The organism is Streptomyces sp. NPDC049879 (genome assembly GCF_044461265.1).
GTDB lineage: Bacteria > Actinomycetota > Actinomycetes > Streptomycetales > Streptomycetaceae > Streptomyces.
This window is the reverse complement of sequence record NZ_JBITKT010000011.1, coordinates 106,687-120,384: the sequence shown is the minus strand read 5'-3', so window position 1 is coordinate 120,384 and position 13,698 is coordinate 106,687. Positions and strand designations below refer to the sequence as shown.

The following is a 13,698-nucleotide window of genomic DNA, read 5'->3' as shown; positions in this document are numbered from 1 at the left end:
AAAGAGGGCGCAGAAGGAGTGTGACCGGCGATACCCGGACGAGGCACCCGTCACACCGCGCGTCCGGTCCGGCACGGAGGGCGAGAACCGGCGGCGGTGACGCACCGTCAACGACCCTGGTCCGGCCGTTGATCGGCGGACGGCGGTTGACGCGCGTCACGTTCACAGGATGAACGGGCCGCGGGCCGAGTGAACTCGGTCACCAGGAGGCAACCGGCGTCCACTTGGCTCCGCTATGCGGCAGATGCCCGTTTCGTTCGCGAGGGTCAGCCGTCGAGCCGCGCGAGGGTCGCGAGCGACGGGCCGCGCCGCCCGGCCACGTCCCGGGCGACCGCCTCGGCGTCCCGCAGGACGCGCACCGCGTTCCGCCACGTCAGCTTCGCCAGGTCGGCCTCCGACCAGCGCCGGTCGAGCAGCTCGGCGACGAGGTTCGGGTAGCACGCGACGCTGTCGAGGCCGTCCGGCAGGTACGCCGTCCCGTCGAAGTCGCCGCCGAGGCCGACGTGGTCCACGCCCGCGACGTCCCGCATGTGGTCGAGGTGGTCGGCGACGGTGGCCACCGTGGCGTGCGGCCGGGGGTGGGCGGCCTCGTACGCGGCGAGCAGGCGCATGGCCTCAGGCGTGTGGTCCAGCGGCCGGAAGCCGTGGGCGCGCATGTGGTCGGCGGCGCCGGTGAACCACTCGTACGCGGCGGGCAGCACGAACTGCGGCACGAAGGTCGCCATCGCCACCCCGCCGTTGGACGGCAGCCGCTCCAGCACGTCGTCCGGGATGTTGCGCGGGTGGTCGCAGACGGCGCGCGACGACGAGTGGGAGAACAGGACCGGCGCCTCCGTCACCCGCAGCGCGTCGCGCATGGTGCTGGGGGCCACGTGCGACAGGTCCACGAGCATGCCGAGACGGTTCATCTCGCGCACGACCTCCTCGCCGAACGCGGACAGGCCGTCGTGGCGGGGCGCGTCGGTGGCGGAGTCGGCCCAGTCGATCGTCAGGTTGTGCGTGAGCGTCATGTAGCGCACGCCCAGTGTGTGGAGGGCACGGAGGGTCGCCAGGGAGTTGGCGATGCTGTGCCCGCCCTCCGCGCCCATCAGCGACGCGATACGGCCCTCGGCGCGTGCGGCCTCCAGGTCGTCGGCGGTCAGCGCGCGGCGCAGCGACCCGGGGTAACGGGCGAGCAGCGCGGCGACCGCGTCGATCTGCTCCAGGACGGCGCTCACAGCGCGGTCCCCCGCGTACTCGGCGGCCACGTACACCGACCAGAACTGGCCGCCCACGCCGCCCGCCCGCAGCCGGGCGAGGTCCGTGTGCAGGCTGGCGCTCTGGTCGGCGGCGATGTCGAGGCGGTCCAGGTCGTAGCCCGCCTGCTCGCGCAGGGCCCACGGCAGGTCGTTGTGCCCGTCCACGACGGGGTGTTCCGCGAGCAGCGCGCGGGCCGCGGCGAGGCTGTCGGTCACGCGGCGGGCCCTTCCGCACGGGCGGCGCGCAGTCGGCGGCCCTTCTCGGTGGCCTGCTCGCGCAGGGAGAGCTGGAACTCTTGCATCCGCGTCAGCAGCGCCTCGTCGTGCGCGGCGAGCAGGCGGACGGCGAGGAGCCCGGCGTTGCGCGCGCCGCCGATGGACACCGTCGCGACGGGCACGCCGGCGGGCATCTGCACGATGGACAGCAGCGAGTCCATGCCGTCCAGGTGCTTCAGCGGCACCGGCACGCCGATCACCGGCAGCGGCGTCAGCGCGGCGAGCATGCCCGGCAGGTGCGCCGCGCCGCCCGCGCCCGCGATGACCGCCTTCAGGCCGCGCCCGGCCGCCTCCTCCCCGTACGCGAGCATCTCGTGCGGCATCCGGTGCGCGGAGACGACGTCCACCTCGTGCGGCACGCCGAACTCGTCCAGCGCCTCGGCGGCGGCCCGCATCACCGGCCAGTCGGAGTCCGATCCCATCACGATGCCGACCAGGGGCGGGCGTCCTGCGGTGTCCTGCGGGCTCATTCGGTGATGACTCCTCTGAGGTAGTCGGCCGCGTGCCGGGCGCGCTCCCTGACGTCGTCCAGGTCGTCGCCGTAGGTGGTGACGTGGCCGACCTTGCGGCCCGGCTTCACGTCCTTGCCGTACATATGGATCTTCAGCTTCGGGTCGCGCGCCATGCAGTGCAGGTAGCCCTGGTACATGTCGGGGAAGTCGCCGCCGAGGACGTTGGCCATCACCGTCCAGCGCGCGCGGGGGCGCGGGTCGCCGAGCGGCAGGTCGAGCACGGCCCGCAGGTGGTTGGCGAACTGGGAGGTGACGGCGCCGTCCTGCGTCCAGTGGCCGGAGTTGTGCGGGCGCATCGCCAGCTCGTTGACGAGGACCCGGCCGTCCCTGGTCTCGAACAGCTCGACGGCCAGGTGGCCCGTGACGTCCAGGTCGGCCGCGATCCGCAGCGCCAGCTGCTGGGCCGCGAGGGCGAGGTCGTCGGGCAGGTCGGGCGCGGGGGCGATCACCGTGTCGCAGACGCCGCCGACCTGCACGGACTCCACGACCGGGTACGCGACGGCCTGGCCGTGCGGGGAGCGCACCACGTTCGCCGCCAGTTCGCGGGCGAAGTCCACCTTCTCCTCGGCCAGCACGGCGACCCCGGCGCGGAACGGCGCGGTGGTCGCGGCGGCGGAGGCGGCGTCCGGCACGACCCACACGCCCTTGCCGTCGTACCCGCCGCGCACCGTCTTCAGCACCACGGGGAACCCGCCGGTCTCGGCGGCGAAGCGCACCACGTCGTCCGGGTCGGCCACGACGCGGTGGCGCGGGCAGGGGACGCCCAGCTCGGTGAGCCGGGCGCGCATCACGCCCTTGTCCTGCGCGTGCACCAGCGCGTCCGGGCCGGGGCGGACGGGCACGCCGTCCGCCTCCAGGGCCCGCAGGTGTTCGGTCGGGACGTGTTCGTGATCGAAAGTGATCACGTCACAGCCCTTCGCGAACGCGCGGAGTGTCGCGAGATCGCGGTAGTCGCCGATCACGACGTCCTGCACCGCCTGCGCGGCGGAGTCCTGCGGCGTGTCGCTGAGCAGCCTGAATCTGATGCCGAGCGGGATGCCCGCCTCGTGGGTCATACGGGCGAGCTGCCCCCCGCCGACCATGCCGACCACGGGAAATGTCACGCACACAGCGTATCCGCCACGCCCCCGGAGGACGCAGGGAGGCGCCTGGTTACCATGGCTGCCATGACCGAGGCGCTCACACTCCGCGACCGGCTGCGCGGAGTCGCGCGGGAGGCGGCCAAGTTCGGCACCGTCGGGGCGTTCGGTTTCCTCGTCAACGTCGTGGTCTTCAACCTGTGTACGCAGGCGGCGGGCCTCGCCCCCGTGCGCTCCGGCGTGATCGCCACCTCGGCCGCGATCTGCACCAACTACGCGGGCAACCGCTACTGGACCTACCGCCACCGCGACAAGACCGGCAGGAGCCGGGAGGCCGGACTCTTCCTGCTCTTCTCCGGCGCGGGGATGGTCATCGAGAACGGGCTGCTCGCGCTCTCGCACTACGGCCTCGGCTTCACCTCGCCCCTCGCCGACAACCTCGCGAAGAACGTCCTCGGCCTCGGCATCGGCTCGCTCTTCCGCTTCTGGTCCTACCGCACGTGGGTCTTCCGCGCCACCCCCGCCACCGCCCCGGCGGAACCGGCGCCCGGCGGCACCGTGCGGACGACCGGCCCGTCAGACGCGGTCTGAGCCGCCGCCGCCCTGCTCGGCGGCCTCCCGGCTCAGGAACAGCGCGAAGACCGGCGGCCGCGCCTGGAGCAGTTCGAGCCGCCCGCCGTCCGCCTCCGCCAGGTCGCGCGCCACCGCGAGGCCCAGGCCCGTCGAGTTGCGGCCGCTGACCGTGCGTTCGAACACCCGGGCGCCCAGCTCCGAGGGGACGCCGGGGCCCTGGTCGGTGACCTCGACGACCACCTGGTTGCCCGTCGTGCGGGTGCGCAGCGCGACCGTGCCCGCGCCGTGCATCAGCGCGTTCTCGATCAGGCAGGCGAGGACCTGCGAGACGGCGCCCGGCGTGCCCACCGCGCGCAGGCCCGCCCGGCCCGAGTGCACTATCGCCCGGCCCTCGCTGCGGTAGGCGGGCTTCCACTCCTCGATCTGCTGGACGACGACCTCGTCGATGTCGAAGGCGACGGCGGAGCCGAGCCGGGGGTCGCGGGAGTTCGTCAGCAGCCGCTGGACGACGTCGGTGAGCCGCTCCACCTGCGCCAGGGCGATCGCCGCCTCCTCCTGGACGGTGTCGCGGTCCTCGGTGGCGATGATCTCCTCGAGCCGCATCGACAGGGCCGTCAGCGGGGTGCGCAGCTGGTGGGAGGCGTCGGCGGCGAGGCGGCGCTCCGCCGTCAGCATGCGGGCGATCCGCTCGGCGCTGGCGTCCAGGACGTCGGCGACGCGGTCCAGCTCCGGGACGCCGTAGCGGCGGTGGCGGGGGCGCGGGTCGCCCGAGCCGAGCCGTTCCGCCGCCTCGGCGAGGTCGGTCAGCGGCGCGGAGACCCGGTTGGCCTGCCGGACCGCCAGCAGCACGGCGGCGCCGACCGCCAGCAGCGAGACGACGAGCGTGATCGTCACCATGCGGCCGATCTCGTCGCTGACGACGCTGCGCGGCTGCGCCACGGTCACCCGCTCGCCGTGCACGCCGGTCTCCACGGCCGTCATGTCCTCGCCCGACGGCTCCTCGCCGATCAGGACCGGCTCCCCCTCCGCCAGCTCGATCTCCACGAACCGGTCGGCCGGCACAGACGCGCGCAGCTCCTCGGCCGTGACCGGGTCGCCGGACGCGATCCGGCTCTCCACGTCCGCCAGCACGCGGGCCGCCTCCGCGTCCAGCCGGTCGCGGGCGGTCGACTCGATGGACCTGGCCTCCACCAGGAAGAGCGAGAAACCGAAGACCGCGAGGACGACGAGGACGACGGCCAGGGTCGAGTTGATCAGGCGACGGCGCACGGCGGGGGTCCGTCAGCTCTTCTCGAAGCGGAACCCCACGCCGCGGACCGTGGCGATGTAGCGGGGGTTGGCCGCGTCGTCGCCGAGCTTCTTGCGGAGCCAGGAGATGTGCATGTCGAGGGTCTTCGTGGAGGACCACCAGGTCGTGTCCCACACCTCGCGCATCAGCTGCTCGCGCGTCACGACGCGGCCCGCGTCCCGTACCAGCACGCGCAGCAGGTCGAACTCCTTGGCGGTCAGGTGCAACTCCTCCTCGCCCATCCAGGCGCGGTGCGACTCGACGTCGATCCGGATGCCGTGGACGGCGGGCGCGGGGGCGGACTCCGTCGTGCCGCGGCGCAGCAGGGCCCGGACGCGGGCCAGCAGCTCGGCCAGGCGGAACGGCTTCGTCACGTAGTCGTCGGCGCCCGCGTCGAGCCCGACGACGGTGTCCACCTCGTCCGCGCGGGCCGTCAGGACCAGCACGGGCAGGGTCAGACCCTCGGTGCGCAGCCGGCGGCAGACCTCCAGGCCGTCCATCCCCGGCAGGCCGAGGTCGAGGACCACGAGGTCCACGTCGCCGCGCAGTCCTGCGCGCAGGGCCGCGGGGCCGTCCTCCCGCACGTCCACCTCGTAGCCCTCGCGACGCAGGGCACGTGCCAGCGGCTCCGAGATGGATGCGTCGTCCTCTGCGAGCAGTACTCGGGTCATGGGGCGATGGTAGACGCCCCGCGACGCCGTACCGGTGTCACCGGGCAATCCCGGCGGACGGCGGAGGACCCGGTGGAGCCGGGAGGGGCGGACGGGCCCCGCGGGTCACGCGAGGCCGGGCGGGGCGGCCACCTCGGCCCAGACGGTCTTGCCGCCGGACGCGGTGTCGTGCGCGACGCCCCAGTCGAGGCAGAGCCGTTCCACGATGAACATGCCGTGGCCGCCTGGCTGGCCGGCGCGGCGGGTGGTGCGCAGGGCGGGGTCGCCCTCGCCGCCGTCCACGACCTCGATGCGCAGGACCTTCGCGGCATGGCCGACGCGCAGCTCGTCGGGGCCCCCGGCGTGGAGGCAGGCGTTCGTGACCAGCTCGGAGACGACGAGCAGGGCGTCCTCGGCGGTGGCGCGCTGCTCCTCCGTCTCGGAGGGGAGCCAGCCCCAGTCGTGCAGGGCCTCGCGCAGGAACTCGCGCGACCGCGCGACGACACCGGCGGTGCCCACCAGCCGCAGCCGTCTGATCTGCCGCATCGGCTCCGCGCGCGGGCGCCCCTCGTCCGCCGTGTCCGTGTCCGCGTCCGCCGCGTCCTCCGTCACCGGCGGGGCGCCGTGCTCCCGCACGTCCGTGCCGGTCTCGCCCACGGCCTCGGCGCCCACCACGTCCCCGTAGCCGGCGGTGCCGTATCCGCTCTCGTCGACGGCGGCCGGGCTCTGTGGCTCCGGCCCGGGGTCACCGCTGCCTGCCGGGATCGGCCGGGTCGCATTCATGCCCACGCCTCCCCTCACCGCGTCCCCACGCTGCTGAAACGTTCGTCCGCCGGCGTCCTGGGGACGCCGGGGACACATCGGTCTGTGTGGTCTCCTGCCCGGAGGGCGGGTCGCCACACCCACCCCATCCCGGCAATCGTGTGACGCGCGCGCCTGTGGCGGTTCGGCGCGTATCGCCCGTCACTCAGTCCGCCGGGAGCGCCGCGAGGGCGTCGGCAAGGGTGCTGTGCACGGTGAAGACCGAGCCGGCACCGGTTATCTCGAAGACCCGGGCGACGATGGGCCGCATCGCCGCCAGGTGGATCTCGCCACCGACCGCCTCCGCCTCCAGCCGTGTGGCCAGCAGCACATTGAGTCCGGTCGAGTCGCAGAACTCGAGCGCCGAGCAGTCGATGACGATACGGCGGCAGCCGTCCGCGATGCACTGCTCCAGGGCGTCGCGCAGCGCGTCGGCAGAATGGTGGTCCAGCTCACCTGCCGGGGTGACCACGGCGCCAGGCCCGTTGCGCCGCACGTCGATCGTCAGCTGCTTCCGGTGCGCGCTGTCCGGTGTCCCGCGGTCCATGCAGCCCCCTCTTCTCCTCCGAGCCTTCACTGGCTAGGTTCGAAACCTTAGCCCGTGCCCTCTGGTCCCGACAGCCGAACGAATCGGGCATCCCTCCGGTTCCGGGCGGAGCGAACTTGCCAGGGCGGCCCGATCCCCGATAGGCGTAGGGGTTGAAGGAATCCGATACGGCCGGCTTGGAGGCGCCGCACCTCGCAGTGCACGTCACGGCTTCGGCAGCCATATGCCGAGATACTTACGGAGGACACCGTTATGTCACCCGCCCCTCGACCGCGCACGTTCACGGCGGCGGACCCGGTACTCGAACCGGCCGCCACGGCGTTCGTGCCTGCGCAGTTCCGGGCCACGGAGGACGATCTGTTCGCGTCCCTGGCCGAACTGCCCCCGTTCGAGGACGTGGCGCCGCCCGACGCGCGCGCCCTGTCGAAATCCCTCTTCGCCCGCCTGGCGGCGCTTGAGGAGGGCACCCACGCCTACGCGTATGTCCGCAACACGCTGGTGGAACTCAACCTGGCGCTGGTCCGCTTCGCCGCCTCGCGCTTCCGCTCCCGCAGCGAACCGATGGAGGACATCGTCCAGGTCGGCACGATCGGGCTGATCAAGGCGATCGACCGGTTCGACGCGGAGCGCGGTGTGGAGTTCCCCACATTCGCGATGCCGACGATCATCGGGGAGATCAAGCGGTTCTTCCGCGACACCTCGTGGTCGGTGCGGGTGCCGCGCCGTCTCCAGGAACTGCGGCTCGACCTCGCCAAGGCGGGCGACGAGCTGACGCAGCAGCTGGACCGCGCGCCCACCGTCGCGGAACTGTCCGAGCGGCTCGGCGTGCCGGAGGACGAGGTCGTCGAGGGACTGACGGCGTCCAACGCGTACACCGCCAGCTCGCTGGACGCGCAGCCGGAGGAGGACGACAGCGAGAGCGCGCTGGCCGACCGGCTCGGCTACGAGGACCACGATCTCGAGGGCATCGAGTACATCGAGTCGCTGAAGCCGCTGATCGCCGGTCTGGCGCCGCGCGACCGCACGATCCTGTCGCTGCGGTTCGTCGCCAACATGACGCAGTCGGAGATCGGCGAGGAGCTGGGGATCTCGCAGATGCACGTGTCGCGGCTGCTGACGCGGACGCTGGCGCGGCTGCGACGGGGGCTGCTGGCCGAGGACTGAGCCGGGCGCGGGGCCGCGGTGACGCCCCGATCCCGCAGGCGCCGTTTCCGCGCCACCGCAGGGGCCCGCCGGGGCATTCACGACCTTCACGTGCGTGGATGCCCCGGAGGGCCTCTTTCGCGTGCGCGCGGGGCGGCGGAACGGCCGGGCGGCTCAGGGGGCGCCGAGCAGCGGGGCGATGTCCGGGAGGGTGGCGAAGGACTCGCGCATCCTCGCCTTGAGCGCGGCGCGATCGGGCGCACCGCCCTCGGACCAGCGGGCCAGCGCCCAGCGCCAGGCGGTCAGGAAGAGTTCGAGCAGCAGGCGCAGCTCCAGCTCGGAGCGGCCGGGCGGCAGGCTGACGGCGACGACGCGGTCGGTGACGTCGGCGCAGTGGCGCAGGCTGTGCGCGACGAGGACGGGCGTGCGGTCGCACAGCGCCCTGCTGGCCAGGAACCGGGTCTCCCACCCGTCGGCCATCGCGTCGAGCGCCGCGTGGAGCGCGGCGACGTGGTCGGGCAGCGGGGACGGGCCGGGCGGGTGCTGTTCGACGTGGGCGAGGTACGCCGCCCACAGCTCCTTCTCGGGCGCGAGCGCGACGTCCTCCTTCGAGGCGAACATGCGGAAGAACGTCCGCTGGGAGATCTCCACGGCGTCCACAAGTTCGTCCAGCGTGGCGGCGGCGAAGCCCTTCTCGGTGAACAACCGCAGCGCCTCGTCCACCAGCGCGTGCCGGGTGCGCAGCTTCTTGCGCTCCCGCAGCGTCAGTCCGGTGTCCGTCATGCGACGGAGTCTACCCGCCGCCGGTGACATCCAGAAGCCTGTTGCACGCATGTGCCGGTGACTGGCACTATCTGTCCGTCGCCCGGTCGGGGACCTCCGTCCCCACCGGCGCCGCCCGACATCTGCGTGCCCGACCGACAGAGAGGTGACGCGCCATGCGTGCCTGGACCATCGACCACTCGGCTCCCGGCCATCTCGCGCCCGCCGAGGTGCCCGACCCCGAGCCGCGCCCCGACGAGGCGCTGGTCCGTGTCTCCGCCTTCTCGCTGAACCACGGCGAGGTCACGCACGCCGTGCCCGAGGGCGAGGCCGGCACCGTGCCCGGCTGGGACGCGGCGGGCGTCGTCGTCCGGGCGGCGGCGGACGGTTCGGGGCCGCCGGTGGGCACCCCGGTGGTCGGGCTCGGCGAGGGCGGTGCCTGGGCGGAGCTGCGCAGTGTGCGGACGGACTGGCTCGGCGCGATACCGGAGGGGGCCGACCCCGGCGCGGCCAGCACGCTGCCGGTCGCCGCGGGCACGGCGCTGCGGGCGCTGCACCGCGTGGGGCCGCTGCTGGGCCGCCGTGTGCTGGTGACGGGGGCGGGCAGCGGGGTCGGGCGGTTCGCGCTCCAGCTCGCCGCGCGCGGCGGCGCGCATGTGATCGCCACGACGCGGGACGCCGCCAACGAGGCGGCGCTGCGCGCGCTGGGCGCGGACGAGGTGGTCGTCGGCACCGAGGGCATCACGGACGGGCTGACCGCGCCGGTGCACGGCGTGCTGGACACGGTGGGCGGTGGTCATCTGGTGGCGGCCTTCGGCGCGCTGGCGTCGCACGGGACGCTGGTGGCGGTGGGGCACACGGAGGGACGGGGCGAGACGTTCCCCTTCGGCGCGCTGTTCGGCTCCCTGGGGCACGACCGTGTCGTGACGACGTACTTCCTGCTGCACGACGGCGTCGGGCTCGGTGCGGACCTGAGCTGGCTGGCCGGGCTGGTGGCGCGGGGTGAGCTGGACCCGCAGATCGGCTGGCGCGGCTCCTGGGACCGCACCGGTGAGGCGGTCGCGGCGCTGGGCGAGGGACGCGTGACGGGGAAGGCGGTGCTTGAGGTCACTCCCGCCACGGGGGGTTGAGGACGCGGGGGCGGCCGTATCCTCGGCACCGTGCGAGAGACCACTGTGCCGGGCGACACCGCGCCCTTGGACGTACCGATGGTTCCGACCGTGCTGACCGTCAACGTCGGCAGCGCCGGAGCGGTGGCGACGACCGACGCGCCGTCGGGACTGACCGGGATCGACAAGCGCCCGGTCGCCGGGCCAGTCGCCGTCAGCGCCCCGGGACCGCGCGGGGTCGGCGGCAGCGGGCTCGCCGGGGACACGGTGTGCGACCTGCGGTTCCACGGCGGCGACGACCAGGCGGTGTACGCGTACGCGCGGGAGGACCTGGACCGCTGGGAGGCGCTGCTCGGGCGCCCGCTGGCCAACGGCGTCTTCGGCGAGAACCTGACGACGGTCGGCGCCGACCTGTCGGACGTGCGGATCGGGGAGCGGTGGCGCGTCGGCGGCGGGCTGGTGCTGGAGGCGTCGAGCCCCCGCATCCCGTGCCGGACCTTCGCCACGTGGCTCGGTGAGCGCGGCTGGATCAAGAGGTTCACCGCGGAGGCGCGTTCCGGGGTCTACTTCCGGGTGCTCGTCCCCGGTCCTGTGTGCGCGGGCGACGGCATCGAGGTGCTGCACAGGCCGGACCACGAGGTCTCGTCGATGTTCCTGTTCAGGGCCATGACCACGGCGCCGGAGCTGCGCCCCCGGGTGATCGCCGCCGGGGACGCGCTGCACTCGCGGGAACGGGCGCGGGCCCGCGCGTGGGCGGGCCTGCCCGCGGCGGCCGACGGGGCGGCGGACGCCCCCGTGCCCGACCCCGCCTGACCGGGGCGGGTGCCTCAGGGACGCGTGCCCAGCGCGGCGTCGATGCTGCGCTGGCGCAGATGCCGCCGCATGTAGAGCGACAGCGCGGCGATCCCCAGCAGCGCGACGGCGTACGGGGCGCGCAGCCCGGCCTCCCGGCTTACGAGCGCCTCCACCGCCACGGCCAGGCCGCCGACAGCGGCCATGCCCAGCGGCATGGTGCCCCAGCCGAGGAGGCGGTAGACGCTGTTGACGCGGCCCAGCAGGTGGTCGGGGATGAGAGTCTGCCGCAGCGAGACTGTCACGACGTTCCACATCACCACGCCGAAGCCGGAGATGCCCATCGCTGCGCCGACCGCGTAGGCGTTCGACGACAGGGCGGCCGTCCCGTAGGCCACGCACTCGATGGCGAGCAGGCAGAAGAGGGACCGCGCCTCGCCGATACGGCGCGTCAGCCGCGACGCGAGCAGGCCGCCGAGCAGGCCCCCGACGCCGCCCACGGACGTGAGGACGGCGAAGCCGAGCGCGCCGAGGCCCAGGATCTCCTGCGCGTACAGGACGTAGGTCGCCATGGCGCCCTGCCCCACCATGTTGAGGACGGCGAGCGAGATGGCGAGCGGGCGCAGCAGCGCGTGGCCCCACAGGTAGCGGACGCCCTCGGCGATCTCGGCGCGCATCCGCCGCCGGGTGGCGGGCGCCGCCTCGGCGGGCCCCGGCTGGGCGGGCACGCGCACCGCCCGGAAGGTGCCGCGCAGCGTGAGCAGCAGGACCCCGGCGACCACGGCGGTGAGCGCGTCGAAGGCGAACGGCACGGCGACGGCGACGCCGATCAGGAAGCCGCCGAGCGGGCGGGCGAAGAAGTCCTCGGTGACGACCTGGCCCGCCATCAGCCGCCCGTTGGCCGCGGCGAGGCGGTCGCGGTCCACCAGCGAGGGCAGCAGGACCTGCGAGGTGTTGTCGAAGAGGACCTCGGCGAAGCCCAGGACCAGCGCGCACACGTACAGCAGCGGCAGGGACATCACGTCGAGGGCCACGAGCAGCGCGACGGTCCCGACCACGACGGTGCGCGCGGCGCTCATCGCGAGCATGATCCGGCGGCGGTCGAGTCGGTCGGCGAGCACCCCGGCCGGGAGGCTGAACAGCAGCCAGGGCAGGCGGACCGCGGCGCCGACGAGGGCGATGGCGAGCGGGTTGCCGGTCAGGGTCGTCGCGAGCCAGGGGAAGGCGATGGCGCTGGCGCCCTGGCCGAGGTTGGAGAACGTGACGGCCGCCCACAGGCGCAGGAAGCGCGAGCCGAGTCCTGTGGCGGGCGCCACCGGGGCCGGGGGGCCGGGCAGGGGCGCGGCCGGGTCGGCGACCGTTCCTGACGGGTGGGGTGGCGTGGCGGCGCCCTCGCCGCCGGTGGTCCGTCCCCGGGTGTCCTTCGCCATGTGCTGTTCTCTCTCCGCCGGGCCGGTGTGGTCCGCCCGGCACGGTCGCGACCCTAGTGCTGTGACCGGAAAGGTTCACCGACTCACGACGCCCGGCGTGGGGGCACCTCCCAGGCCTCCAGGCCTGGGGGAACCTCGCTGCGTTACCGAATCGCGCAAGTACGGCCGAGTACGAGCTGCGATCCGGCGCCTTGCGATGCACCGCACCTGGGGGCACCCCCAGCCGCCAGGCTGGGGGAGCCGTGACCCGGCAAACCTCCCCGGCCACAGCACTAGACGACGCGCCGTCCGGCACGCCAGACCATTGTGACGAGGGGGACGCCGGGCCGGTAGGCGAGGTGGACGGGCGACGGGGCGTCGAGGAGGACGAGGTCGGCGCGGGCGCCGGGCGTGAGACGGCCGATGTCGGTGCGGCGCAGCGCGGCGGCGCCGCCCGCGGTGGCGGACCAGAGGGCCTCGTCCGGCGTCATGCCCATCTCCCGGACCGCGACGGCGATGCAGAACGGGAGCGAACTGGTGTAGGACGAGCCGGGGTTGCAGTCGGTGGCGAGGGCGACGACGGCTCCGGCCGCGAGGAGGCCGCGGGCGTCCGGGTAGGGCGAGCGGGTGGAGAACTCGCAGCCGGGCAGGAGGGTCGCGACGGTCCGGCCGCCGCTGTCGGCGAGGGCCGCGATGTCGGCGGCGGTCAGGTGGGTGCAGTGGTCGGCCGAGGCGGCGCCCAGTTCCACGGCGAGCCGGACGCCGGGGCCGGGCCCCAGCTGGTTGGCGTGCAGGCGCGGCGTCAGTCCCCGTGCCGCGCCCGCCGTCAGGACGGCGCGGGCCTGGTCGGCGTCGAAGGCACCGCGTTCGCAGAAGGCGTCGATCCAGCGGGCGTGGGGGGCGGCGGCGTCGAGCATCGGGCCGGTGACGAGGGCGACGTAGGCGTCGGGCGCGTCGGCGTACTCGGGCGGGACGACGTGCGCGCCGAGGTAGGTGACCTCGTCGGTCATGCCGCGCGCGATGCGGAGGGCGCGGGCCTCGTCGGTGACGGTGAGGCCGTAGCCGGACTTCGTCTCGGCGGTGGTGGTGCCCTGCCGGAGCATCTCGCGGAGGTGGGCGGCCAGGCGGTCGGCGAGGTCGGCGTCGGTGGCGCGGCGGGTGGCGGCGACGGTGCGCCGGATGCCTCCGGCCGTGTACGGGCGGCCCGCCATCCGCGCGGTGAACTCGTCGGTGCGGTCACCGGCGTACAGGAGGTGGGCGTGTGAGTCGACGAAGCCCGGGATGACGGTGCGGCCGCCCGCGTCGACGTGACTGTCAGTGGCGGGTGCTTCACTGGTCGTGCCGGTCCAGACGACGCGGTCGCCTTCCAGGGCGAGGGCGGCGTCGTGGACCGGGCCGAGCGGACCGGCACCGAGGGAGGGGTCGTTGGTGACGAGGGTGCCGATGTTCGTGATGACCGTGCTGCGGCTGCTGGCTGGGCTGGTGTCGGCGGTCGGCATCGGCTGCGGTCTCCCGGCGG

14 protein-coding genes are annotated in these 13,698 nt (G+C 74.1%); 4 read left to right on the top strand and 10 right to left on the bottom strand.

The features are described 5' to 3' along the window. Nucleotides 1–266: 266 nt before the first annotated feature. Genes ACIBPC_RS29605 through ACIBPC_RS29595 form a run of 3 tightly spaced genes read right to left on the bottom strand, consistent with a single transcriptional unit; the run spans nucleotide 267 to nucleotide 3,129 of the window. Nucleotides 267–1,454 (bottom strand): dipeptidase, encoded by a 1,188-nt coding sequence (locus ACIBPC_RS29605; RefSeq protein ID WP_398848909.1) that lies wholly within the window; start codon nucleotides 1,452–1,454, stop codon nucleotides 267–269. Further along, nucleotides 1,451–1,984 (bottom strand): 5-(carboxyamino)imidazole ribonucleotide mutase, encoded by a 534-nt coding sequence (purE, locus tag ACIBPC_RS29600; RefSeq protein ID WP_362957813.1) that lies wholly within the window; start codon nucleotides 1,982–1,984, stop codon nucleotides 1,451–1,453. Before purE ends, ACIBPC_RS29605 begins: the two co-directional genes overlap by 4 nt. Continuing rightward, nucleotides 1,981–3,129 (bottom strand): 5-(carboxyamino)imidazole ribonucleotide synthase, encoded by a 1,149-nt coding sequence (locus tag ACIBPC_RS29595; protein ID WP_362957816.1) that lies wholly within the window; start codon nucleotides 3,127–3,129, stop codon nucleotides 1,981–1,983. Before ACIBPC_RS29595 ends, purE begins: the two co-directional genes overlap by 4 nt. Before the next feature lie 63 nt (nucleotides 3,130–3,192). Here ACIBPC_RS29595 and ACIBPC_RS29590 point away from each other — a divergent pair, with 63 nt between their 5' ends. Then, the gene (locus tag ACIBPC_RS29590; RefSeq protein WP_362957819.1) at nucleotides 3,193–3,696 is read left to right on the top strand and encodes a GtrA family protein; all 504 of its coding nucleotides are present in this window, start codon (nucleotides 3,193–3,195) and stop codon (nucleotides 3,694–3,696) included. Here the strand turns inward: ACIBPC_RS29590 and ACIBPC_RS29585 are convergent. The 4 genes from ACIBPC_RS29585 to ACIBPC_RS29570 all read right to left on the bottom strand — a co-directional run bounded on the left by ACIBPC_RS29585 (nucleotide 3,682) and on the right by ACIBPC_RS29570 (nucleotide 6,964). Continuing rightward, entirely contained in the window at nucleotides 3,682–4,947 is a 1,266-nt protein-coding gene (locus ACIBPC_RS29585) for an ATP-binding protein (RefSeq protein ID WP_362957822.1), read from the bottom strand. The genes ACIBPC_RS29590 and ACIBPC_RS29585 overlap by 15 nt on opposite strands. A gap of 12 nt (nucleotides 4,948–4,959) precedes the next feature. Then, a complete protein-coding gene (locus tag ACIBPC_RS29580; RefSeq protein WP_362957824.1) occupies nucleotides 4,960–5,637 on the bottom strand; it encodes a response regulator transcription factor in 678 nt (225 codons plus the stop codon). A gap of 105 nt (nucleotides 5,638–5,742) precedes the next feature. Beyond that, nucleotides 5,743–6,399 (bottom strand): ATP-binding protein, encoded by a 657-nt coding sequence (locus tag ACIBPC_RS29575; protein WP_398848906.1) that lies wholly within the window; start codon nucleotides 6,397–6,399, stop codon nucleotides 5,743–5,745. Between the two features lie 184 nt (nucleotides 6,400–6,583). Then, a complete protein-coding gene (locus tag ACIBPC_RS29570; RefSeq protein ID WP_362957828.1) occupies nucleotides 6,584–6,964 on the bottom strand; it encodes an STAS domain-containing protein in 381 nt (126 codons plus the stop codon). Nucleotides 6,965–7,216: 252 nt separating this feature from the next. On the opposite strand from ACIBPC_RS29570, the gene ACIBPC_RS29565 reads away from it, so the two are divergent. Beyond that, nucleotides 7,217–8,128 carry an RNA polymerase sigma factor SigF gene (locus ACIBPC_RS29565; protein ID WP_362957830.1) on the top strand — a complete coding sequence of 304 codons (912 nt, stop codon included), beginning with the start codon at nucleotides 7,217–7,219 and terminating at the stop codon, nucleotides 8,126–8,128. Nucleotides 8,129–8,281: 153 nt separating this feature from the next. Here ACIBPC_RS29565 and ACIBPC_RS29560 read toward each other — a convergent pair whose 3' ends face one another. Further along, the gene (locus ACIBPC_RS29560; RefSeq protein ID WP_398848903.1) at nucleotides 8,282–8,890 is read right to left on the bottom strand and encodes a TetR/AcrR family transcriptional regulator; all 609 of its coding nucleotides are present in this window, start codon (nucleotides 8,888–8,890) and stop codon (nucleotides 8,282–8,284) included. A 155-nt stretch (nucleotides 8,891–9,045) separates the two neighbouring features. On the opposite strand from ACIBPC_RS29560, the gene ACIBPC_RS29555 reads away from it, so the two are divergent. Together ACIBPC_RS29555 and ACIBPC_RS29550 are read left to right on the top strand one after the other, a co-directional pair. After that, nucleotides 9,046–9,999, top strand: coding sequence for a zinc-binding dehydrogenase (locus ACIBPC_RS29555; protein ID WP_398848901.1), 954 nt, complete (start codon nucleotides 9,046–9,048; stop codon nucleotides 9,997–9,999). A gap of 78 nt (nucleotides 10,000–10,077) precedes the next feature. Next, complete coding sequence (locus ACIBPC_RS29550) at nucleotides 10,078–10,791, top strand: MOSC domain-containing protein (RefSeq protein ID WP_398848974.1); 714 nt, start codon at nucleotides 10,078–10,080, stop codon at nucleotides 10,789–10,791. A gap of 14 nt (nucleotides 10,792–10,805) precedes the next feature. Here ACIBPC_RS29550 and ACIBPC_RS29545 read toward each other — a convergent pair whose 3' ends face one another. Next, entirely contained in the window at nucleotides 10,806–12,200 is a 1,395-nt protein-coding gene (locus ACIBPC_RS29545) for an MFS transporter (protein WP_398848900.1), read from the bottom strand. 272 nt (nucleotides 12,201–12,472) lie between these two features. Then, nucleotides 12,473–13,678 (bottom strand): imidazolonepropionase, encoded by a 1,206-nt coding sequence (gene hutI, locus ACIBPC_RS29540; protein ID WP_398848898.1) that lies wholly within the window; start codon nucleotides 13,676–13,678, stop codon nucleotides 12,473–12,475. Between the last annotated feature and the right edge of the window lie 20 nt (nucleotides 13,679–13,698).